At 70.7% G+C, this 21,400-nt stretch carries 22 protein-coding genes; 4 read left to right on the top strand and 18 right to left on the bottom strand.

Annotation, left to right across the window (positions count from 1 at the left end; genetic code table 11):
* Window positions 1-73: 73 nt before the first annotated feature.
* The 9 genes from tatA to AB0G59_RS15170 form a co-directional block, all read right to left on the bottom strand.
* Window positions 74-352 carry a Sec-independent protein translocase subunit TatA gene (gene tatA, locus AB0G59_RS15210; RefSeq protein WP_360911659.1) on the bottom strand — a complete coding sequence of 93 codons (279 nt, stop codon included), beginning with the start codon at window positions 350-352 and terminating at the stop codon, window positions 74-76.
* A gap of 234 nt (window positions 353-586) precedes the next feature.
* Window positions 587-784: a hypothetical protein gene (locus AB0G59_RS15205; protein ID WP_071962854.1), complete on the bottom strand. Its 198-nt coding sequence runs from the start codon at window positions 782-784 to the stop codon at window positions 587-589.
* A gap of 37 nt (window positions 785-821) precedes the next feature.
* The gene (locus AB0G59_RS15200) at window positions 822-1,064 is read right to left on the bottom strand and encodes a hypothetical protein (protein WP_177337776.1); all 243 of its coding nucleotides are present in this window, start codon (window positions 1,062-1,064) and stop codon (window positions 822-824) included.
* Window positions 1,065-1,096: 32 nt separating this feature from the next.
* Entirely contained in the window at window positions 1,097-2,059 is a 963-nt protein-coding gene (locus tag AB0G59_RS15195) for a WYL domain-containing protein (protein ID WP_071962852.1), read from the bottom strand.
* Window positions 2,060-2,080: 21 nt separating this feature from the next.
* A complete protein-coding gene (locus AB0G59_RS15190; RefSeq protein ID WP_071962851.1) occupies window positions 2,081-3,064 on the bottom strand; it encodes a WYL domain-containing protein in 984 nt (327 codons plus the stop codon).
* Window positions 3,065-3,180: 116 nt separating this feature from the next.
* Window positions 3,181-3,552, bottom strand: coding sequence for an FKBP-type peptidyl-prolyl cis-trans isomerase (locus tag AB0G59_RS15185; protein WP_071962850.1), 372 nt, complete (start codon window positions 3,550-3,552; stop codon window positions 3,181-3,183).
* A gap of 65 nt (window positions 3,553-3,617) precedes the next feature.
* A complete protein-coding gene (locus tag AB0G59_RS15180) occupies window positions 3,618-4,601 on the bottom strand; it encodes an FKBP-type peptidyl-prolyl cis-trans isomerase (protein WP_360911655.1) in 984 nt (327 codons plus the stop codon).
* Window positions 4,602-4,753: 152 nt separating this feature from the next.
* Complete coding sequence (gene pafA, locus AB0G59_RS15175) at window positions 4,754-6,115, bottom strand: Pup--protein ligase (RefSeq protein ID WP_360911653.1); 1,362 nt, start codon at window positions 6,113-6,115, stop codon at window positions 4,754-4,756.
* A gap of 9 nt (window positions 6,116-6,124) precedes the next feature.
* Window positions 6,125-7,393 carry an MFS transporter gene (locus AB0G59_RS15170; protein WP_360911651.1) on the bottom strand — a complete coding sequence of 423 codons (1,269 nt, stop codon included), beginning with the start codon at window positions 7,391-7,393 and terminating at the stop codon, window positions 6,125-6,127.
* Window positions 7,394-7,669: 276 nt separating this feature from the next.
* On the opposite strand from AB0G59_RS15170, the gene AB0G59_RS15165 reads away from it, so the two are divergent.
* A complete protein-coding gene (locus tag AB0G59_RS15165; protein ID WP_360911880.1) occupies window positions 7,670-8,647 on the top strand; it encodes a LacI family DNA-binding transcriptional regulator in 978 nt (325 codons plus the stop codon).
* A gap of 71 nt (window positions 8,648-8,718) precedes the next feature.
* On the opposite strand, the gene prcA is transcribed toward AB0G59_RS15165, so the two are convergent.
* The 5 genes from prcA to arc all read right to left on the bottom strand — a co-directional run bounded on the left by prcA (window position 8,719) and on the right by arc (window position 14,447).
* The gene (gene prcA / locus AB0G59_RS15160) at window positions 8,719-9,468 is read right to left on the bottom strand and encodes a proteasome subunit alpha (protein WP_360911649.1); all 750 of its coding nucleotides are present in this window, start codon (window positions 9,466-9,468) and stop codon (window positions 8,719-8,721) included.
* A 51-nt stretch (window positions 9,469-9,519) separates the two neighbouring features.
* Window positions 9,520-10,362 carry a proteasome subunit beta gene (gene prcB, locus AB0G59_RS15155; protein WP_360911647.1) on the bottom strand — a complete coding sequence of 281 codons (843 nt, stop codon included), beginning with the start codon at window positions 10,360-10,362 and terminating at the stop codon, window positions 9,520-9,522.
* A 104-nt stretch (window positions 10,363-10,466) separates the two neighbouring features.
* Window positions 10,467-10,685: a ubiquitin-like protein Pup gene (locus tag AB0G59_RS15150; protein WP_030918434.1), complete on the bottom strand. Its 219-nt coding sequence runs from the start codon at window positions 10,683-10,685 to the stop codon at window positions 10,467-10,469.
* A gap of 176 nt (window positions 10,686-10,861) precedes the next feature.
* Complete coding sequence (dop, locus tag AB0G59_RS15145) at window positions 10,862-12,373, bottom strand: depupylase/deamidase Dop (RefSeq protein ID WP_360911645.1); 1,512 nt, start codon at window positions 12,371-12,373, stop codon at window positions 10,862-10,864.
* Between the two features lie 307 nt (window positions 12,374-12,680).
* Window positions 12,681-14,447, bottom strand: coding sequence for a proteasome ATPase (gene arc, locus AB0G59_RS15140; RefSeq protein ID WP_360911643.1), 1,767 nt, complete (start codon window positions 14,445-14,447; stop codon window positions 12,681-12,683).
* A 242-nt stretch (window positions 14,448-14,689) separates the two neighbouring features.
* Between arc and AB0G59_RS15135 the strand changes: the two genes are divergently transcribed.
* On the top strand, window positions 14,690-14,986 hold the full coding sequence (locus AB0G59_RS15135; RefSeq protein ID WP_360911641.1) for a ferredoxin: 297 nt from the start codon (window positions 14,690-14,692) through the stop codon (window positions 14,984-14,986).
* Between the two features lie 14 nt (window positions 14,987-15,000).
* On the opposite strand, the gene AB0G59_RS15130 is transcribed toward AB0G59_RS15135, so the two are convergent.
* From AB0G59_RS15130 to AB0G59_RS15120, 3 genes are all read right to left on the bottom strand, one after another.
* Window positions 15,001-15,555 (bottom strand): hypothetical protein, encoded by a 555-nt coding sequence (locus AB0G59_RS15130; protein ID WP_360911639.1) that lies wholly within the window; start codon window positions 15,553-15,555, stop codon window positions 15,001-15,003.
* A 173-nt stretch (window positions 15,556-15,728) separates the two neighbouring features.
* Window positions 15,729-16,616 (bottom strand): tRNA (adenine-N1)-methyltransferase, encoded by an 888-nt coding sequence (locus AB0G59_RS15125; protein WP_190108897.1) that lies wholly within the window; start codon window positions 16,614-16,616, stop codon window positions 15,729-15,731.
* A gap of 44 nt (window positions 16,617-16,660) precedes the next feature.
* Window positions 16,661-17,905, bottom strand: coding sequence for a site-2 protease family protein (locus AB0G59_RS15120; RefSeq protein ID WP_360911636.1), 1,245 nt, complete (start codon window positions 17,903-17,905; stop codon window positions 16,661-16,663).
* Between the two features lie 126 nt (window positions 17,906-18,031).
* On the opposite strand from AB0G59_RS15120, the gene AB0G59_RS15115 reads away from it, so the two are divergent.
* Together AB0G59_RS15115 and AB0G59_RS15110 are read left to right on the top strand one after the other, a co-directional pair.
* Complete coding sequence (locus AB0G59_RS15115; protein WP_360911634.1) at window positions 18,032-19,006, top strand: PD-(D/E)XK nuclease family protein; 975 nt, start codon at window positions 18,032-18,034, stop codon at window positions 19,004-19,006.
* Window positions 19,007-19,021: 15 nt separating this feature from the next.
* Window positions 19,022-19,693, top strand: coding sequence for a response regulator transcription factor (locus tag AB0G59_RS15110; RefSeq protein ID WP_071961902.1), 672 nt, complete (start codon window positions 19,022-19,024; stop codon window positions 19,691-19,693).
* Between the two features lie 40 nt (window positions 19,694-19,733).
* Here AB0G59_RS15110 and AB0G59_RS15105 read toward each other — a convergent pair whose 3' ends face one another.
* Window positions 19,734-21,329 (bottom strand): ABC transporter substrate-binding protein, encoded by a 1,596-nt coding sequence (locus AB0G59_RS15105; protein ID WP_360911633.1) that lies wholly within the window; start codon window positions 21,327-21,329, stop codon window positions 19,734-19,736.
* Window positions 21,330-21,400 lie beyond the last annotated feature (71 nt).

The raw sequence follows: 21,400 nt of genomic DNA, 5'->3' as shown, positions 1-21,400 counted from the left end.
TGAGCAACCCACCGTCCCTATCTCGTGCGGCAGACGGACGCCGTCCGGGCGGCCGTCTCAGTCTGTCCGGGGGTCAGCGCTGGGTCGTGCGGTCGGTCTGCTCGCTCACCGGGCGGGAGGTCACATCGCCGGGCGCGGCCTTGATCGTACGGGGAGCCTGCTCGGCGGGCGGGTCGGCGGGGGCCGAGGCGTTGTCCTGACCCTCGGTCTTCATCGCCTTGGCCTCGCTCTTGAGGATGCGGGCGGACTTGCCGAGGGCACGCGCCATGTCCGGAAGCTTCTTCGCACCGAACAGCAGGACGATGACGACAAGAATGAGGATGATCTCGGTGGGGCCGAGCCGTCCGAACATGTGGTTTACCTTCTCACCGAAGCGGCATGGGTGTGGGGCAGCTGACCGACCGATCGGACAAATGTCCATCAGTCGTACGGCAGCGATCGTAACGCGCAGGGGTAAACGCTGGGCAATCCCTGTGCATACTCCCAGTCGCGACCCTCCGCCTCGTCAACAGGGCCACCCCGACCAGCGTACCGTCCACCCCGCGGGGCCAGCAGGGCACCGGACGCGACGGACGGGCCGGCCCCTTCAGTCCCGGCGCGGGGCCTGCGCGGCGAGCGGCGTCGCCGCCCGCTCCAGGTCCTCGGCGGCCAGGGTGATGCGCCGCGAGGCCTCGGCCACCTGCCGGGCCAGCCGCCGGGTCTCGACGAACACGCGCGCGGCGAGCACGCCGAGCACGGCGAGGCCGCAGAAGCCGAGGGCGATGGCGAGCATGGGCCAGAACATGGGACGAGCCTATCGGGGGGTGCCGGGAGCGGAGGGATCAGGCGGTGATGTGCAGCCGCAGGGTGCGCACCCCGCCGCCCGTCAGCAGCTCGACGATCCGCTCCCCCGCCGGCTTGCGGACCGCGGAGCCGCAGTCGGGGCATGTGAAGGAGTAGAAGGTGGTGCGGTCGCTGGCGCCGATCGCCAGCCGCAGCGCTCCCGCGGCCAGCTCGAAGCAGCCCCGGCAGTCCGGGCACGCGGCTTTGAAGACCGCGGCGGCCGTCGTCCCGGCGTCCCTCACGTCCCCTGCCCATTCCACTGTCCGGTTCCCCTTCACTCTCCGTATGCCGCCAGCGCCTCGCGGGCGGCCTCCCGTGCGCTGTCGGCCACGGCGGCCGGGGCGGCGATCCGCCCGTCCCGGCCGAGCCGCAGCGCCAGCCGGCGCAGCGAGGCCGGGTCCGGGGTGCGCAGCGTGATCCGCAGGCCGCCGTCAGGCAGCTCCTCGGCCCGGTCGTGCGGGTAGTACTCGGCGACCCAGCGACCGCCGGGGCCCACCTCGATGACGACCTCGGGGTCCTCGGCGGCCGGCTGCACCAGCCCCTCGGACAGGTCGCGCAGCTCGACGGGCGGCGGGTCGGAGGGCTCGTCCAGGATCCGGATCTCGGCCACCCGGTCCAGCCGGAAGGTGCGCCGCGCCTCGGACAGCCGGCACCACGCCTCCATGTAGGTGTGGCCCACGGCGAACAGCCGGATCGGGTCGACCTCACGCTCGGTCAGCTCGTCGCGCGCGGGCGAGTAGTAGCGCAGCCAGACGCGGCGGCGCTCGGAGATGGCCCGGTCGACGTCGGCGAAGACCCCGCCCTCGGACTCGAAGGTCACCGAGAGCCGGGAGCTGGCGCCCGCCGCCTCCCCGGCCGCGGCCTCGATCTTGGCGGTGGCGCGCACCAGCGCCTGCCGGTCGCTCTCGCGCAGCCCCGGCAGGGTCGCCACGGCACGGGCGGCCACCAGCAGGGCGGTGGCCTCGTCGGCGGCCAGCCGCAGCGGCTCGCCCGTGCTGGTGCCGGAGGCGTCGGGGTTGTGCCACCAGATGCGGTCGCCGTCGGTGTCGATGTCCAGCAGGTCACCGCCCCGGAAGCTGGTGCCGCACATGGGCAGCACATCGAGGTCGCCGATCAGCTCGTCCTCGGTGATGCCGAAGGCGCGGGCCACGTCGGTGACCCGGGCGCCGGGGCGTTCGCGCAGATAGGTGACCAGCGACAGCATCCGCCGGGTCTGGTCAATGGCGTTGGTGGCCATCAGTGCTCGGTTCCGTTCCTCTCAGCCCTTGGCCACGGCGCGCAGCCGGTCGATCACGTCGGCCCGCAGCTCGGCGGGCTCCAGCACGATCACGTCGGGGCCGAACTCCACGAGCCAGGCGTCCAGCCCGTGCCCGTACGGGATCTGAAGCTCCTCCCAGCCGTCGCCGGCCTCGCGCGTGCTCAGGGCGCGGGCCCGCAGCGGATAGCCGTGGCCCGCCCGCACCTTGATCCGGGCCGTGCCGGTGGCCTTCTCGCCCGCCCAGCTCTCGACGGTGGTGCGGATGGTGACGTGGTCGGGTACGGGCGCGGTGAACGGCAGGGCCCGGGAGCGGACCTTGCCGGTGATCCGGGAGAGCCGGAAGACCCGCTCGGCCTGCCGGTCGCGGTCCCAGCCCGCCAGGTACCAGTGGCCGCGCCAGCACTCCAGCGCCCAGGGCTCGACGCGGCGCTGCTCGGAGGTGGCGGCGTTGCCCTTGCGGTAGTCGAAGACGACGGGCCGGCGGTCGCGGGCGGCGAGCATCAGCGGCTCGAAGGCGGCCTCGTGGACGGGGATGCGGGTCTCGAGGGCGCTGTGCGTGCCGTACGGGTCCTCCGCCAGCGGCATCCCGGCGGCGCGCAGCTTCTGCAGGGCGCCGCTGGCGGCCGAGGCGAGGCGGGCCTGCTGCCAGACCTTGGCGGCCAGGCCGAGGGCGGCGGACTCCTCGACGTCCAGGGTGATCGCGGGGAGGCGGTTGCTGTCGCGGCGGGCGAGGTAGCCGGTCTCGCCGTCGAGGCCCTCGACGGTCTCGATGATCAGGCCGAGCTCGCGCAGGTCGTCCTTGTCGCGCTCGAACATCCGGTTGAAGGCGTCCTCGCTCCCGGAGTCGCCGCTCGCCGCACCGGCCGCGCCGGCCTCAATGTAGGCCTCGATCGAGGCCCGCAACTCCCCTTTGCTGAGCGGGCGGCGCGTGCCCAGCAGGCACAGTGCCAGGTTCATCAACCGCTCGGCCTTGGCGATCGCCATCGACGCCCTCTCTACTTGTGCTCTCAACCGTTGACCGTACCGCTCGGGGCTCCCACGACAAAAGCCGAGGGCCCGCGCCAGGCAGGCACGGGCCCTCGGCCTTCGTTCGGGGTGTCTCAGACGCCCATCAGGTCGCAAACGAAGATCAGCGTCTCGCCCGGGGCGATCTTGCCGCCGGCGCCACGGTCGCCGTAGCCGAGGTGGGCGGGGATGACCAGCTTGCGGCGGCCACCGACCTTCATGCCCTGGATGCCACGGTCCCAGCCCGCGATGACCTGGCCGGCGCCGAGCTTGAACTCCAGCGGGCCGCCGCGGTTCCAGCTCGCGTCGAACTCCTCACCGGTGGAGAAGGAGACGCCGACGTAGTGGACCTTGACGAAGTCCCCGGCCTTGGCCACGGGGCCGTCGCCCTCCCAGATCTCGGTGATCTCGAGGTCGGCCGGAACCGGACCCTCCGGGAAGTCGATCTCGGGCTTCTCGATGTTCACGAACGTGCTCCTACGAATCAATCCTGCAGACAACCGTGCAATTCTGGCAGATCGCGGTCAGCGGATCAGACCTTGCCCACGATGTCCACGACGAAGACCAGGGTGTTCTTGTCGAGGCCGCTCTGCGCCTGGCCCTCGTAGCCGAACTTCGGCGGGATCACCAGCTCGACGCGGTCGCCCACGTGCTTGCCGACCAGGCCCTTGTCCCAGCCCTGGACGACCGAGCCGGTGCCGATCTGGAACGCCGTGGCGCCGGCGTGGTCCCAGGAGGAGTCGAACTTCTTGCCGTCCTCCCACTTCACACCGGTGTACTGCGCGATCAGGCCGTCACCGGCCTTGATCTCCGCGCCGGTGCCCTTGATCAGCACCTGCTCCTTGAGGTCGGTCGGCGCCTTCTCGTCCTTGGGGATGGTGATGTCGGCGGCCTTCTGCGCATTGGGCTTGACCTCGGGCATGCCGGCCTCCGGCTTGGCCTGCTCGCCCTTGACCTCGCTCTTGGCGTCGACCTTCTGGGCACCGACGACGTCGATGACCCACACCAGGCCGTCCTCGGGCTTGACGCCCGCCTGCGGGTTGAGCTGGTCGCCGATCAGCGCCTTGGCCGTGCCCTCGACCTCGATGCGGGAGCCGGCCTTCTGGCCCACCACCGCGTCCAGCACCTTGGCGGGCATCTCCTGGCTGGGCTGGCCGAGCTGCTGCACCATCTGACGGCGCGGGCCCTTGCCGTCCGTCTTGTCCTGGCTCGCCCAGGTGCCACCGAGCGGCTTGTTGTCCTTCATCGTCTGCCCGGCGAAGTCCAGCCGGACGAAGGAGCCCTTCTCCGCCTTCTCGCCGGTGCCCTCGGTCAGGGTCTTCACGACGAGCTTGTCCGCGGGCTTGGCGTCCTTCGGCACGGTGATCTCGGGCTTCTCCCCGAACTTGCCCTCCACCTTCACCTTGGCGTCGGAGGAGCCGCCGCCGTCCTCGGACCCGCACGCCGCGGCGGTGAGCAGCAGGACGGGCACGGCCAACGCCGCGGCGAGGCGACGCGCGTTCTTCGTGTGGTTCATGAAGTCCAACTCGGCTATAGAGGTCGCTGGGCAGTGCCCGTCACTCTACGGCCTGCGCCCCGCCGATCAACCCCGTCCGACACGGATGCACGCCGGGTGCGGTGGACCCGGCGCACATCCGTGCCTTTTACGCTGTGTCTCTTTACGACCTGTCACATTCCGGCGATGAGCTTCTCCACCCGGTCGTCGACCGACCGGAACGGGTCCTTGCACAACACCGTGCGCTGCGCCTGGTCGTTGAGCTTGAGGTGCACCCAGTCGACGGTGAAGTCCCGGCGCTGCTCCTGGGCCCGGCGGATGAAGTCGCCGCGCAGCCGGGCGCGCGTGGTCTGCGGGGGCACGGACTTGCCCTCGAAGATCTTGAGGTCGTTGCACACCCGGGCCGCCTGCCCGCGCTTCTCCAGCAGGTAGTACAGGCCGCGGCGGCGGTGGATGTCGTGGTAGGCCAGGTCTATCTGCGCGACCCTCGGATGCGACATGGTGATGTTGTTCTTGGCCCGGTACCGCTCGATGAGCTGGTACTTCATCACCCAGTCGATCTCGGTGGAGATCCGGTCCAGGTCCTCGTCCCGGATGGCCTCCAGGGCGCGGCCCCACAGCTCCAGCACGCGCTCGACGGTGCCTGTGCGGATCCCGCGGCGCTCGCAGAAGTCCACGGCCTTCTCGTAGTACTCCTGCTGGACCTCCAGCGCGGAGGCCTCGCGGCCGCTGGCCAGGCGCACCTTGCGCCGGCCGGTGATGTCGTGGCTGACCTCGCGGATGGCCCGGATGGGGTTCTCCAGGGTCAGGTCGCGCATGACGGTGCCGGCCTCGATCATGCGCAGGACGAGGTCGGTCGCGCCCACCTTGAGCAGCATCGTCGTCTCGGACATGTTGGAGTCCCCGACGATGACGTGCAGCCTGCGGTAGCGCTCGGCGTCGGCGTGCGGCTCGTCCCGCGTGTTGATGATCGGGCGGGAGCGGGTGGTGGCGGAGCTGACGCCCTCCCAGATGTGCTCCGCGCGCTGACTGACGCAGTACACCGCGCCGCGCGGGGTCTGCAGGACCTTCCCCGCCCCGCAGAGCAGCTGCCGGGTGACGAGGAAGGGGATGAGGATGTCCGCGAGACGGGAGAACTCCCCGTGTCTGGCCACGAGGTAGTTCTCGTGACAGCCGTAGGAGTTCCCCGCGGAGTCCGTGTTGTTCTTGAAGAGGTAGACGTCGCCCGCGATCCCCTCCTCGTGCAGGCGGCGTTCGGCATCGACGAGCAGGCCCTCGAGAATGCGCTCGCCCGCCTTGTCGTGGGTGACCAGCTCGGTCACGCTGTCGCACTCGGGTGTTGCGTATTCCGGGTGCGAGCCCACATCGAGGTAGAGGCGGGCACCGTTGCGCAGGAAGACGTTGCTGCTGCGGCCCCAGGAAACGACACGGCGGAAGAGGTAGCGCGCCACTTCGTCAGGCGACAGTCGGCGCTGTCCCCTGAACGTGCACGTGACGCCGTACTCGTTCTCCAGCCCGAAAATGCGGCGGTCCATGCCTGAACATTACGCCTGATGCCCTGCGCTGAAACCGGGTTCGACAGCACCGTTCCGATCATTTTCCGACCGGGCCACGACGGTCGAGGGGGCCTCGGGGGCCCGCAGGGCGCGCCGGGAGGCGACCATCACCAGCAGGGCCGCGACGCCGCCGCCCACGGCGACGAAGAAACCGGAGCGGGCACCGCCGGACTGGACCGCCGGCCCCACGAAGGCCGTGCCGATGGCCGCACCGACACCGAAGGAGGTCACCAGCCAGGAGAACGCCTCGGTCACCGTGCCGCGCGGCGCGTGCCGGTCCACGACCACGAAGGCGGTGGCCAGACAGGGCGCGAGGAAGAGGCCCGCCACCCCGGCGAGGACCGTCATGGCCACCACGCCCGGCACGAGCACCAGCGGCACGTAGAGCAGGGCCAGTCCGCCGACGAGCACCCGCAGGCGCTGCTCGGGGCTGCCGGGCCACTGGCGGGCACCGTGGACGGAGCCGCCGATCAGGGCGCCGACGCCCAGGGCCGACAGCAGCCAGCCGGATATGCCGCCGCCCCCGTGGGCGTCGCCGTAGGCGACTGCGGCGACCGCGATGGAGCCGAGGGCCGAGCCGATGAAGAAGAACGTGCCGAGCAGCACCAGCAGCCCACGGGAGCGCAGCGCGCCCAGCCAGTGCGCCTCGCGGGGCTCGCTGCGCCACTTCCGGGAGGGCGGCGAGGTGACCACGGCGAGCGCGCCGACGACGCCCATCAGGTGCAGCGCGTTCAGCGCGGCGGCCTCGGACCACAGGGCCACGATGCGCGTGACGATCAGCGGACCGACCACGTAGATCAGTTCCTGTGCGATCGCGTCGAGGGAGTACGCGGCGTGGAGGTCGTCCTCGTTCTTCAGGACCGAGGGCCACAGCGCCCGCAGGCCGCCCTCCAGAGGCGGCGCGAACAGACCGGCCACGATCATGGCAAGGTAGGACAGGGGCAGCGGGTCCAGGCCGACGACGGTGAAGAGCCCCATGCCCAGCGCGGTCAGCAGGGCCGACGGCAGGATGACGCGGGGCTGGCCGTAGAGGTCGACGGCCCGGCCGAGCAGCGGCTGGCCGACGGCGTTGGCCACGCCGTAGACGGCGGAGAGGGCTCCGGCGAGGGTGAAGCTGCCGCCCTCGGCGCGGACGAAGAGGACGATCGCCAGCGCGGCGGTGGCATTCGGCAGCCGGCCCACCAGGGTGCCGGTGAGCAGTCGCGCCGCGTGCCGCGTCTTGAGCATCTCGACGTAACCGCCGCCCGCCGCCGCCATTGTCCGCCTCTCGTCTTCCGGCCGGGACGCCCCGGCCGGCCACCTTTGACCGAGCCATCCCGGTTTTACGTATAACTAGCGTCGTTATACGTACCATGGCCGCAGCCCGCGGGTCCAACCGCAGGCCACGGCAGACCACGGCCGGCAACGGAGAGGGGCGTCGCAGCGGTGACGGAAGTCGAACGCGGGGTCGGGCACGGCGACGGGGGGAGCGGGCCGCGCTGGCCCACGGTCCGGGGGCGGCACGCGGCCGCGGCCCGCGCCACCAGCCGGGACGTGGCACGCGCGGCGGGGGTCTCGCAGGCGACCGTCTCCCTGGTGATGGGCGAGAAGTGGCGGGGCCGGGTCTCCGAGCCGACCGCCGAGGCCGTGCGCACGGCCGCCCGGGAGCTGGGCTACCGCCCCAACCTGGCGGCCCGGGACCTGCGCCTGGGGCGCACCCGGACCGCGCTGCTGGTCGTACCGGCCCTCACCAACGAATTCTTCGCCCGCGTCTACACGGGCGCGGCCCGGGCCGCGGCCGAGCACGGCGTGGGCGTGGTGCTCTATCCGTCCCCGGAGGGCACCGGTCCCGCCCGCGACCCCTTCGCCTCCGCACGGGCGACGCTGGACGGCGTCATCGCGTCCTCGATGGCGGCCGAGGCCCTGGCGGACATCCGCGAGGGCGGGCTGCCGCTCGTCATGCTCGACAGCGATCCGGAGCGGCCGGAGGCGGCGGCGACGGTCAACCCCGACATCGCCGACGGAATACGGCAGGTGACCGAACACCTGCTGGCGCTCGGCCATCGGCGCTTCGCGCACCTGGCGGCCGACGTCGACTCCTGGACCTTCCGCGTCCGGGCGCGGGCTCTCGCCGAGACGCTGCGGGGGACCGCGGGCACGGTGGTCCGCACCGAGGCCGCCGCGCTGGAAGTGACGGCCGGCCGGCTGGCCGCCGAGCGGGCCCTCACCGCCCCCGGGCCCCGCCCCACGGCGCTGATCTGCGACAGCGACACCCTGGCGGCGGGCGCCTGCAAGGCGGCCCGCAGGCTCGGACTGCGGGTGCCGGACGACGTCTCGGTGACGGGCTTCGACGACCTGCCGCTGGCGACCGCCCTCGAACCGGAGCTCACCACCCTCCGGCTGCCCGCGGAGGCGGTCGGCGAGGCGGGCATGCGGGCGCTGGTGGCCGTACTGGACGGCGCGGCGGTGCCGCCGACGTCCCTGCCGGTGGAACTGGTGCCGCGCGCGTCGTCGTCGGTGGCGTCTCCGTAACCGGGGCTCCGCCCCGGACCCCGGTCCTCAAACGCCGGACGGGCTGGAAATCCAGCCCGTCCGGCCGGGGCCTACTCCTCCTCGGCCGCCTCGGCCGCACCGGCCTCGGAGGACGCCCCCGATCCCTCCTCCAGCAGCCGGGACAGCTGCCGCCCCAGCAACCGCTTGAACTTCCGCTGCTGCGGCCGCTTGCGGTCCAGGACCGCGACCTCCAGCTGCTCGGCGCTCAGCGTGCGCTCGCTGCCGTTGGTGTCGCGGGTCAGCGACTCGACCGCCAGCTTGAGCGCCTCGGCCAGCGTCATCCCGTCCCGGTGGCGCTGGTCGAGATAGCTGCTGATCTGATCGGCGTTGCCGCCGATGGCGACCGAGCCGTGCTCGTCCACGATCGAGCCGTCGTGCGGCAGCCGGTAGATCTGGTCGTCCTCGGGGCCCGCCCCGACCTCGGCGACGATCAGCTCCACCTCGTAGGGCTTCTCGGCCGCGCTGGAGAAGATCCCGCCCAGCGTCTGGGCGTAGACGTTGGCCAGACCACGGGCCGTGACGTCGTCCCGGTCGTAGGTGTAGCCGCGCAGGTCGGCGTAGCGCACGCCGCCGATGCGCAGATTCTCGAACTCGTTGTACTTCCCGACCGCCGCGAAGGCGATCCGGTCGTAGATCTCACTGACCTTGTGCAGCGCCCGGGACGGGTTCTCGGCGACGAAGACAACGCCATCGTTGTACTGGAGCACCACGACGCTGCGGCCGCGGGCGATGCCCTTGCGGGCGTACTCGGCGCGGTCGGCCATGGCCTGCTGGGGTGAGACATAGAACGGCGTCGACACCGCTGTCCGTCCCTTCTTGTCTTGTGTGGGGTTCCGTCGGTATCGAGGGGATCAGAGGAGTGCGGCCCGCGGGCCGTCGGGCTCCTCGAGCCGCCGCTCGTGGATGGCGCGCACGATCTCGGAGCACTGCGCCTCGGTGAGCTTGCGGAAGCCGTCCTCGGTGATGACGGTGACGATCGGATAGATGCGGCGCGCGAGGTCGGGCCCGCCGGTCGCGGAGTCGTCGTCGGCGGCGTCGTAGAGCGCCTGGACGACGAGCGTGGTGGTCTGCCCCTCGGTCAGGTCCTCCCGGAAGAGCTTCTTGAGCGATCCGCGCGCGAACAGCGATCCGGAGCCCGTGGCCGAGAAGCCGTGCTCCTCGGAGCGGCCGCCGGTGACGTCGTAGGAGAAGATGCGGCCCTTCTGCCGGTCGACGTCCCAGCCCGCGAAGAGCGGCACCACGGCCAGGCCCTGCATGGCCATGCCGAGGTTGCTGCGGATCATCGTCGACAGCCGGTTCGCCTTGCCCTCCAGCGAGAGCTGGACGCCCTCCACCTTCTCGAAGTGCTCGAGCTCGAGCTGGAAGAGCTTGACCATCTCCACGGCCAGACCGGCCGTGCCCGCGATGCCCACGGCCGAGTACTCGTCGGCCGGGAAGACCTTCTCGATGTCCCGCTGCGCGATGATGTTGCCCATCGTGGCCCGGCGGTCACCGGCGAGCACCACGCCGCCGGGGAACGTCGCGGCCACGATGGTCGTCCCGTGCGGGGCCTCGAGGACGCCCTGCGCGGGCAGCTGCCGGTTGCGCGGCAGCAGCTCGGGCCGGTGCGCGCCGAGGAAGTCCATGAACGACGACGAACCGGGCGTCAGGAAGGCAGCCGGCAGACGCCCCGTACCAGGAAAGTTGGCTTCCACACGATTCCTTCGAAGAGATCTTGAAATACTGTCCGGACCCTACCGCCGGGCCGGCGAGCCGTCCGTCCCGCACCCCTGCCCGGGACACGGGACGGGGTGCTCGCCTACTGCCCGCCCTTCTGGACGAAGGACCTCACGAAGTCCTCGGCGTTCTCTTCGAGCACATCATCGATTTCGTCCAGCACGGAGTCCACGTCGTCCGACAGCTTCTCCTGGCGCTCCTTGAGGTCCTCGGATGCCTGCGCCTCCTGCGCCTGCTCCTCGACCTCCTCTGTCGAACGCGTGGCCTTCTGCTGCCCGCCGCCGGTGTCCTTGGTCGCCATACCCCTCACCCCGCTCGGTTTCGACGTACACGTACACGAGACGTACAAGATCAGACCCTACAAGCAGGGTCCGGCACAGGCCCTGCACTTGCTACAACGTCCCGGAACCACCGTGATGATTCCCGGTTCACGCGCTTCTCAGACCCTCCCCCGGCCATCGCCGGAAGGTGTCTTCATCAGCCGCCCGAGAGGACCCGGACCAGTTCCTCCGCCGTGCGGCAGCGGTCCAGCAGCTCCTTGACGTGGTTGCGGGTGCCCCGCAGTGGCTCCAGGGTGGGGACCCGTTGCAGGGAGTCACGGCCGGGCAGGTCGAAGATGACCGAGTCCCAGGAGGCGGCGGCCACGTCGTCGGCGTACTGCTCCAGGCAGCGGCCGCGGAAGTAGGCCCGGGTGTCCTCGGGCGGAGCCGTACGGGCGCGGAGCACGTCGGCCTCGTCGAGCAGGCGCTTGATCTTCCCGCGGGCCGCGAGGCGGTTGTAGAGGCCCTTGTCGGGGCGTACGTCCGCGTACTGCAGGTCCACCAGGTGCAGCCGGGCCGCGTCCCAGTCCAGTCCGTCGCGGCGGCGGTAGCCCTCGAGGAGCTCGCGCTTGGCCACCCAGTCCAGCTCGCCGGCCAGGCTCATGGGGTCGTGCTCGAGCCGGTTCAGGACGTCCTCCCAGCGGGTCAGCACGTCCTTGGTCTGCTCGTCGGCGTCCGCCCCGAAGCGGTCCTCCACGTACTTGCGCGCCAGCTCGAAGTACTCCATCTGCAGCTGGACGGCCGTGAGCGTGCGGCCGCTGCGGAGCGTGATCAGACGGCGCAGCGAGGGGTCGTGGCTGACCTGGTGGAGGGTGCGCACGGGCTGTTCGACGGCGAGGTCGGCGGCGATGAAGCCGTCCTCGATCATCGACAGGACCAGGGCGGTGGTGCCGAGCTTGAGGTAGGTGGAGATCTCGGAGAGGTTGGCGTCGCCGATGATCACGTGGAGCCGGCGGTACTTCTCGGCGTCGGCGTGGGGCTCGTCGCGGGTGTTGATGATGGGGCGCTTGAGGGTGGTCTCCAGACCCACCTCGACCTCGAAGTAGTCGGCCCGCTGGCTGATCTGGAAGCCGTGTTCGTGGCCGTCCTGGCCGATGCCGACGCGGCCGGCCCCGGTGACGACCTGGCGGGAGACGAAGAAGGGCGTCAGGTGGCGCACGATGTCCGAGAACGGGGTCTCCCGCTTCATCAGGTAGTTCTCGTGCGTGCCGTAGGAGGCGCCCTTGTTGTCGGTGTTGTTCTTGTAGAGGTGGATGGGCTGGGCGCCGGGCAGCTGGGCGGCGCGCTCGGCGGCCTCGGCCATGATGCGCTCGCCGGCCTTGTCCCACAGGACGGCGTCCCGCGGGTTGGTGATCTCCGGCGAGCTGTACTCGGGGTGGGCGTGGTCGACGTACAGACGCGCGCCGTTGGTGAGGATGACATTGGCCAGGCCGATGTCCTCGTCGGTGAGCTGGCTGGAGTCCGCGGCCTCGCGGGCGAGGTCGAAACCACGGGCGTCCCGCAGCGGGTTCTCCTCCTCGAAGTCCCAGCGGGCACGGCGTGCCCGGTGCATCGCGGCCGCGTAGGCGTTGACGATCTGGGACGAGGTGAGCATGGCATTGGCGTTCGGGTGACCGGGGACGGAGATCCCGTACTCCGTCTCGATGCCCATTACTCGCCGTACGGTCATGCGGCCCTCCTTGCCCGGCGGCGCCCCCTGGTGGGGTCGGCGCTCAAGTACCGCTGCGCTTCCGGTCCGTATACGGTCTCCGATCCCCCACTGCGCTGCGCGGCGGTACCGAAGAGCCTAGAACGGCTTTGCGGCGCTGGGGAGATCATTACAGTCATTGCTCCGGTTCGTGCGGTGCGCGGAACAGGTCGTCGTACGAGTCCCACAGGTGGGGCAAAACGCGTCCGGCTGCGGACGCCCTGGTCTCCCCCCGCCGGGAGGCGGGGGGAATGAGAACAACAGGGACATCCGCAGCCGGACGGCGGTGTTACAGGTACTGGCCGGTATTGGCCACGGTGTCGATGGAGCGGCCCGTGTCCGCGCCCTGCTTTCCGGTGACCAGGGTGCGGATGAAGACGATCCGCTCGCCCTTCTTGCCGGAGATGCGGGCCCAGTCGTCCGGGTTGGTGGTGTTGGGCAGGTCCTCGTTCTCCTTGAACTCGTCCACGCAGGCGGCGAGCAGGTGGGAGACGCGCAGGCCCTTCTGGTTGTGGTCGAGGAAGGCCTTGATGGCCATCTTCTTGGCCCGGTCCACGATGTTCTGGATCATCGCGCCGGAGTTGAAGTCCTTGAAGTAGAGGACTTCCTTGTCGCCGTTGGCGTACGTGACCTCGAGGAAGCGGTTTTCCTCGGACTCCGCGTACATCTGCTCGACGACGGACTGGATCATGCCGTCGACGGCGGCCCGGGCCGACCCGCCGTGCTCGGCGAGGTCGTCCGCGTGCAGCGGGAGGGTCTCGGTCAGGTACTTGGAGAAGATGTCCTTGGCGGCTTCCGCGTCCGGACGCTCGATCTTGATCTTCACGTCGAGCCGGCCAGGGCGCAGGATCGCCGGGTCGATCATGTCCTCGCGGTTGGAGGCGCCGATGACGATGACGTTCTCCAGGCCCTCCACGCCGTCGATCTCGGAGAGCAGCTGCGGGACGATGGTGTTCTCCACGTCCGAGCTGACCCCGGAGCCGCGGGTGCGGAAGAGGGAGTCCATCTCGTCGAAGAAGACGATGACCGGCGTGCCCTCGCTGGCCTTCTCCCGGGCGCGCTGGAAGATCAGCCGGATGTGCCGCTCGGTCTCGCCGACGTACTTGTTGAGCAGCTCGGGGCCCTTGATGTTGAGGAAGAAGCTCTTCCCCGCGGGCTTGCCGGTGACCTCGGCGACCTTCTTGGCAAGGGAGTTGGCCACGGCCTTGGCGATGAGCGTCTTGCCGCAGCCGGGCGGGCCGTACAGCAGCACGCCCTTGGGCGGCCGCAGTTCGTGCTCCTTGAAGAGGTCGGGGTAGAGGTAGGGCAGCTCGACCGCGTCGCGGATCAGCTCGATCTGGTTGCCCAGGCCGCCGATCTTCGTGTAGTCGATGTCCGGGACCTCTTCGAGGACGAGTTCCTCGACCTCGCTCTTCGGGATGACTTCGTAGACGTAGCCGGAACGGGATTCGAGCAGCAGGGCGTCACCGGGGCGGATGGTGGTGTCCAGCAGCGGCTCGGCGAGCCTCACCACCCGCTCCTCGTCGGTGTGCCCGATGACCAGGGCGCGCTCGCCGTCCTCGAGGATCTCCTTGAGGGTGACGATGTCGCCGTGGCGCTCGTACGCCATGGCGTCGACCACGTTGAGCGCCTCGTTGAGCATGACCTCCTGGCCGGGCCTGAGGTCCTCGATCTCGACGCTCGGGCTGACGTTCACCCGGAGCTTGCGGCCCCCGGTGAAGATGTCGGCCGTGCCGTCCTCGTTGGCGTGCAGGAAGACGCCGAAGCCGGCCGGCGGCTGGGCGAGCCGGTCCACCTCCTCCTTGAGGGCCACGATCTGGTCGCGGGCCTCACGGAGGGTGTTCGCGAGCCGTTCGTTCTGTGCGGACACGCCGGCCAGGTTCGTCTGGAGCTCGACGATCCGCTCTTCGAGAATCCTCGTGTGACGCGGAGAGTCGGCGAGCTTGCGTCGCAGGACGGCGATCTCCTGCTCGAGATAGGCAACCTGGCCCGCGGGGTCGTCAGACCCTCGTCCCGGCCGGATGCCGCGGTTCATGTCGTCGTCGTGGGCTGCCACGGTCCTCACCTCCTCCAAGGGGAGCTGGACGCTTCCTGACCCTACCTGGGCCGGTGCAGGTTGAAACCCCTAGATCACAAACCCGGTCGGAGTGTGTCCGATCTTCACCCTTGCGCACGTCCTCACGTGAGGGGGATACCCACCCACCAACATCGGAAAGCGGGCGGTTGTATCGTCGACTCGGTCAACACCCGTCAGTGCTGGCTCCAATTGATTCACATACGTAGGGAACGGCAGGCGAGATGACCGTGCAGGAAGACGGACTCGGCGAACTGGAAGTCTGGATCGACCAGGACCTGTGCACCGGGGACGGCATCTGCGCACAGTACGCACCCGAGGTCTTCGAGCTGGACATCGACGGTCTGGCCTATGTGAAGAGCCCCGACGACGAGCTGCTCCAGGACAAGGGTGCCACCACGCCCGTACCGCTGCCGTTGCTCAACGACGTCCGGGACTCGGCGAAGGAATGCCCGGGCGACTGCATCCATGTCCGGCGCGTTTCGGACAAGGTCGAAGTTTACGGACCGGACGCGGAATAACACCGCGTAACGGATCACACACTCCCCGCCGCCGGCTGGGGCGCGAGGATGAACTTCCCCTCCCTCCAGTGCCACTTGACCAGCCGGCGCCTGTCCGGGCAGCAGCGCGGCACGCTCGCGGAGGAATAGCCGAGGAGAGTGGCCGAAACCGTCCCTCCGGCCGCCTCCAGGCCGGTGACGCTCATCCCCTGCCCGGCGTCGACGAGGGTCGCCACGACGCGGGGCGCGGCCCCCGGGGCGGCCGGGTGCGCGAGGACGTGGACGCCGCTGGGCCGGGTGCCCGCCCCCGAGGGGCAGCGCACGACCGCGACCGTCTCGGCCCGCCCGTCGCCGTCCAGGTCCGCGGGGACCTGCCGGACGACCTCGGCCCTGGCGGGGCCGCAGTCGACGGGATAACGGGCGGCGAGCGCGTCGGGAGCGCCCGCGGGGGCGGGTGCGGTGGCCGTGGCGTCGCCGGGGCCGAGGAGGGCCGCACCGGCGAGCACGGCGGCCAGCGCCGTGGCGGTGGCGAGCCAGTGGAGGGGGCGGGGACGGGAGTGCGGGTGGGACTCGGGTCCTGCTGGCTGCACGCGCACGACTCCTGTGAGAGCTGCGGGGACGAGGATCTTCCGCATCGTGCCACACGCCCGCCCGTCGCGGAACGGCGACCCACGGGCCCGCGCACACCCCCAACGAAGAGGCGCCGCCGCCGAGTTCCGCGAAGTGCGGTCCCGGCGGCGGCGCCCATGGGTCGTGCGGGGGGTCAGCCCTTGTTGGGGCCCTCGTAGTCATCGCCGTACGCGCCCTTGGCGGGGCGGCGGCGGCGCATCGGGGGCTCCACGCCGTCGGCGAGACGGCGGGCGGTGACCAGGAAGCCGGTGTGGCCGATCATCCGGTGGTCCGGGCGGACCGCGAGGCCCTCCACGTGCCAGTTGCGGATCATCGACTCCCACGGCTGCGGCTCGGCGAAGCAGCCGATCTCACGGATAGACTCCACGGTCCGCGCGAGCTGGGTGGTGGTCGCCACGTAGCAGCACAGGATGCCGCCGGGCACCAGCGCCTTGGAGACGGCCTCCAGGCACTCCCAGGGCGCGAGCATGTCGAGGACGACCCGGTCGACGTCGGTGTCGGAGAGGTTGTCCTGCAGGTCGCCGACGGTGAGCTGCCAGGCGGGGTGCGGACCGCCGAAGTAGCGCTCCACGTTCGCCTGCGCGATCTCGGCGAAGTCCGCGCGGCGCTCGTAGGAGTGCAGCATGCCCTGGTCGCCGATGGCGCGCAGCAGGAAGGCGCTGAGCGAGCCGGAGCCGACTCCCGCCTCGACGACGCGGGCGCCGGCGAAGATGTCGGCGAAGGCCAGGATCTGCCCCGCGTCCTTGGGGTAGACCACGGCGGCACCGCGGGGCATGGACAGGACGTAGTCGGGGAGCAGGGGGCGCAGCGCGAGGTAGGCGACGTTTCCCGTGGTACGGACAACACTGCCCTCGGGAGCACCGATCAGCTCGTCGTGGGGGAAGGAACCCTTGTGGGTGTGGAAGTTCTTCCCGGCCTCGAGCGTGAAGGTGTAGTGGCGTCCCTTGGGGTCGGTGAGCTGGACCTGGTCCCCGACCTGGAAGGGGCCGCGACGGCGGGCGGCACCGGTCGGTTCGGACATGTGACCAGCCTACCGGGCGCGGGAGGGGCCCAGCACCACGAGGCTCAGGGCGCGGGCCGGGCCATGGCGGCCACGAAGGCGCGCTCGACGTCGGAGGTGGACAGCACGCCGTAGACCTCGCCGGTGTCCTCGACGACCAGGTATTCGGTGGCGGGGGTGGCGCGCAGGGTCTCCAGGAGCTCCTCGCCGCACAGCTCGGCGGACAGGCGCATGCCGTCGGTGAGCTCCTGGGCGAGGGTGCCGACCTCCACCCAGGGGCGGCGGTGCTCGGGGACGGCGACGATGGCGGCCTCGCGGACCAGGGCGGTGGGGCCGCCCTGACCGTCGACGACGACCAGGGCGCGGGCGCCGGCCTCGTTGGCCCGGCGCAGGGCCTCGGAGAGCGGGGTGGCGGCCTGGACGGGCACGGCACGCCGGGTGAGGGCGCGGGCGCGCAGGGCGGGCAGGTGTTCGCGCAGCCGGGCCATGCGCAGGCTGTTGCCGGCGCCGGTCCAGATGATCGCGGCGAGGATCGCGGCGAGCAGGGCGTCGGTGAGCATGTCGACGCCGCCGAAGTCCGCGGAGTCGCTGCCGCCGAGGCCGCCGCCGTGGGTGAGCATCGGCAGGCCGACCAGGACGGCGACGGCCAGGGCCCGGCCGACCCAGGCCGCGGCGACGGTGCCGGTCATGGGCTTGCCGCTGATCTTCCAGACGACGGCGCGGAGCATCCGGCCGCCGTCCAGGGGCAGGCCGGGCAGCAGGTTGAAGACGGCGACGAGCAGGTTGGAGACCATCAGGCCGGCGAGCAGGACGCCGGGCACCGAGTCGGGCTGGACGGCGAGCATGCCGAGGTAGAAGACGCCGGCCAGGACGAGGGAGAGCAGGGGGCCGACGAAGGCGAGCACGAATTCGCGGCCCGGGGTCTCGCTCTCCTTCTCGATCTCGGAGACGCCGCCGAAGAACTGCAGCTGGATGCGGCGCACGGGGAGCTTGAAGCGCAGGGCCGCCACGGTGTGGGCGAGCTCGTGGACCAGCACGGACGCGTAGAAGGCCACGGCGAAGAAGAGGGCGACGAGATAGCGGGCGCGGCCGAGCTCGGGCAGGACGCGGTCGAGCTGGCCGCCGAAGACCCAGGTGATGAGGGCCGCGACGAGGAACCAGCTGGGGGCGACGTAGACCGGCACGCCGAAGGGGCGGCCCATGAGGATGCCGCCGCCGGCCTCGCGCGGGCGCTGCGGCTTGCGGTCCCCGGGCCCGGTCGGTCGGCCCGCGCCCCCGCCGCCGGATTGGCCCTGCCCGCTGTTGTCCACGGTGTCCCCTCGTCGGATCCGGCCCCCCGCACCCGCCTGGTGCGCTGCCACGATCATGCAGTGCGAGGGGGTCTACCGTCGATGGTATGCGTCCGACTGTCAGTGACGGGCCGTAGGGTCTCTGTCATGGATACCGCCACCGAGAATTCCGCCGGGCAGGCCGACGAGCCGGCCGGGGACCGCAGCGCCGCCCCGTCGGGGGCCGTGCGCCCGGCCTCGCTGTCGCCGTCGCGCGCGGCCGATTTCATGCGGTGCCCGTTGCTCTACCGCTTCCGGGTGATCGACAGGCTGCCGGAGAAGCCGAGCCCCGCCGCCACCCGGGGCACCGTGGTGCACGCGGTGCTGGAGCGGCTCTTCGACGCCCCGGCGGCCGAGCGGACGCCGCCGCGGGCCCGCTCCCTGCTGCCAGGTGAGTGGGAGAAGCTGCTGGCGGCGCGGCCGGAGCTGGCGCAGCTGTTCCACCGGGAGGACGGCTCGCACGATCCGGACCGGCTGGCGACGTGGCTGGGCGAGGCGGAGCGGCTGGTCGAGCGCTGGTTCGAGCTGGAGGACCCCACGCGGCTGGAGCCGGCCGAGCGCGAGCTCTTCGTGGAGACGGTGATCGAGGGTGCGGGCGAGTCGGGGCTGAAGCTGCGGGGCATCGTCGACCGGGTGGACGTGACGCCGTCCGGCGACGTGCGGATCGTGGACTACAAGACGGGCAAGGCCCCCGCCCCGCAGTACCGCGGGGACGCCCTGTTCCAGATGATGTTCTACGCCCTGGTGGTGTGGCGGCTGCGCGGCCGGGTGCCGCGCCGGCTGCAGCTGGTCTACCTCGGCAGCGGCGACGTGCTGACGTACGACCCGGTCGAGGCGGAGCTGCTGGGGGTGGAGCGCAAGCTGCGGGCCCTGTGGGAGGCGATCTCGCTCGCCACGGAGACGGGCGACTGGCGGCCGCGGCCCACCAAGCTGTGCGGCTGGTGCGACCACCAGGCCCTGTGCCCGGAATTCGGGGGCACTCCCCCGCCGTATCCGCTGCCCGTTCCCGGGCAGCGCCAGCAGGCCGCCGACGGACCGGCTGCCCCGGGCGAGGCCGCTCAGGGCAGAATGGACACGGTCTAGCGAAGGAGTTCTCCTGTGGCGATCCGCGTCCTACTGGTCGACGACCAGCCGCTGCTGCGCACCGGCTTCCGCATGATCCTGGAGGCCGAACAGGACCTGGCGGTCGTCGGGGAGGCCGGGGACGGTCTGCAGGCGCTCGACCAGGTCCGGGCCCTGCAGCCCGATGTGGTGCTGATGGACATCCGGATGCCGCGCATGGACGGCGTCGAGGCGACCCGGCAGATCACCGGGCCGGAGCGCGACGGCCCGGCGAAGGTGCTGGTGCTGACCACGTTCGACCTCGACGAGTACGTGGTGGAGGCGCTGCGCGCGGGGGCCAGCGGGTTCCTGCTGAAGGACGCGCCCGCCCATGAGCTGGTGCAGGCGATCCGGGTGGTGGCGGGCGGCGAGGCGATGCTGGCGCCGAGCATCACGCGGCGGCTGCTGGACAAGTACGCCGGGCATCTGCCGTCGGGCGAGGAGCCGCTGCCGGACACCCTGCACACCCTGACCGAGCGTGAGGTCGAGGTGCTGAAGCTGGTCGCCCGCGGCCTGTCGAACGCCGAGATCGCGGCGGACCTGTTCGTCAGCGAGACGACGGTCAAGACGCATGTGGGGCACGTGCTGACGAAGCTGGGGCTGCGCGACCGCGTGCAGGCCGCCGTCTACGCCTACGAGAGCGGACTGGTACGCCCCGGCGCGCAGTAGCGGCACCGGGGCGTCCTCGGGGTTCGAAGAGGTCAGGCCGTCATTCCTTGGCGGCCTTGCTGATCTCCCAGAATCGGAAGACGGTCGAGGCGTCGAGCGTCCACTGCAGACCGGAGATGCGGTTGTTGGCGACGGCGTACTGCTTGCCCTGCCACAGCGGGAGCAGCGGTACGTCGTCGGCGACGGTCTTCTGCAGCCTGATGAAGTCGCTGACGGTCGCCGGGCGGCTGCCCTGGGCGGCCGTGGCCGGGAGGATGCCGGCGATCTCCTTGGACTGGTAGCCGTTGGCGAGGACGTTGTCCTCACCGAAGAACGGCGCGGTGAAGTTGTCGGGGTCCGGGTAGTCGGGGACCCAGCCCTTGACGTAGACGCCGTACTTGCCGGCCTCGATGCCCTTCTCGTACTCCTCGAACGGGACGCTCTGGACGTCCACGTCGAAGAGGCCGCTGGCGTTGAGCTGCTTGGCGATCTCCTGGAACTCGGCGACCGTGGCCGGGCCGTAACGGACCGGGGTGGCCCACAGGGTGAGCTTGACCTTGCCCGAGATGCCGGCGGACTTCAGGGCGTCGGCGGCTTTGTCCGGCCGCGGCCGGTCGCCGTAGACGTCGAAGAACGGCGTCTTGTGGCCGGTGATCCCGGAGGGGACGACCGAGTACAGCGGCTCGGCGGTGCGCTTGTAGACCTCGCGCACGAGGGTGCTGCGGTCGACGAGGTAGGCGATGGCCTTGCGCACGCCGGCCTTGCCGACCACCGAGTCCTTGGTGTTGAAGACCAGGTGCTGGACCTCGGCGCTGGTGCCCTCGACGACCTTGAGGCTGTTCTTGTCGCCCAGGCTGGCGACCTCGAGGTCGGCGATGTCCTTCATGGCCAGACCACGGTAGGCGAGGTCGACGTCGCCCTTCTGGACGGCGGACTTCAGCTCGTCCTGCTGGCCGTGGAAGAACTTGATGGTCATGCCGCTGTTCTGCACGGTCGCGGCGCCGTGGTAGGAGCTGTTGACCTTGAAGACGGCCTTGGACTTGTCGAAGGACGACAGCTTGTAGACACCGGAGCCCACGGCCTTGCCGTCGGTGCGGAGCTTGTCCGCCGGGTACTCGGTGTGGTCGACGATCGAACCCGCGCCGGAGGCTATCTTCTGCGGGAACGTGGCGTCGGAGCGCTTGAGCTGGAAGACGACGGTCGCCTTGTCCGGCGTCGAGATGTCCTTGATCGACGAGAGCATCGTCGCGGCCGGACCGTTCTTGTCGTTGATCTTCAGCGTGCGGCGGAAGGAGTAGGCGACGTCCTCGGAGGTGAGGTCGTTGCCGTTGCTGAACTTCAGCCCGTCGCGCAGCTCGCACTGGTAGACCGTGCTGGTCTCGTTCTTGAACTTGCAGTTCTTGGCGGCTTCCGGGACGGGCGTGGTGCTGCCCTTGGGGAAGGCCATCAGCGACTGGAAGACGTTGTTGAAGAGCAGCCAGGAACCCGGGTCGTAACCGGATGCCGGGTCGGTGGCGAGCACCTCTTCCGACATTCCCATGACCACCGACTCCCCGGTGCCGGCCGCGTTGCCGTCTTCCGATCCGCACCCGCTGAGCAGGGCGGCGGCAAGCCCCGCGCCAAGCGGGGCGGCGAGCCACTGGTCACGTTTCCTCACGTGCACGTTCCTCACAGTTCTTGTGTCGCTGAAGAGACCGTTTGTTGCTGTTGAACTCGTTCTGTGGAGCT

The organism is Streptomyces sp. NPDC021096, assembly GCF_040641275.1.
Classification (GTDB): Bacteria; Actinomycetota; Actinomycetes; order Streptomycetales; family Streptomycetaceae; genus Streptomyces.
The sequence above is the reverse complement of the archived record's forward strand: the minus strand, read 5'-3'. Positions and strand labels throughout refer to the sequence as shown.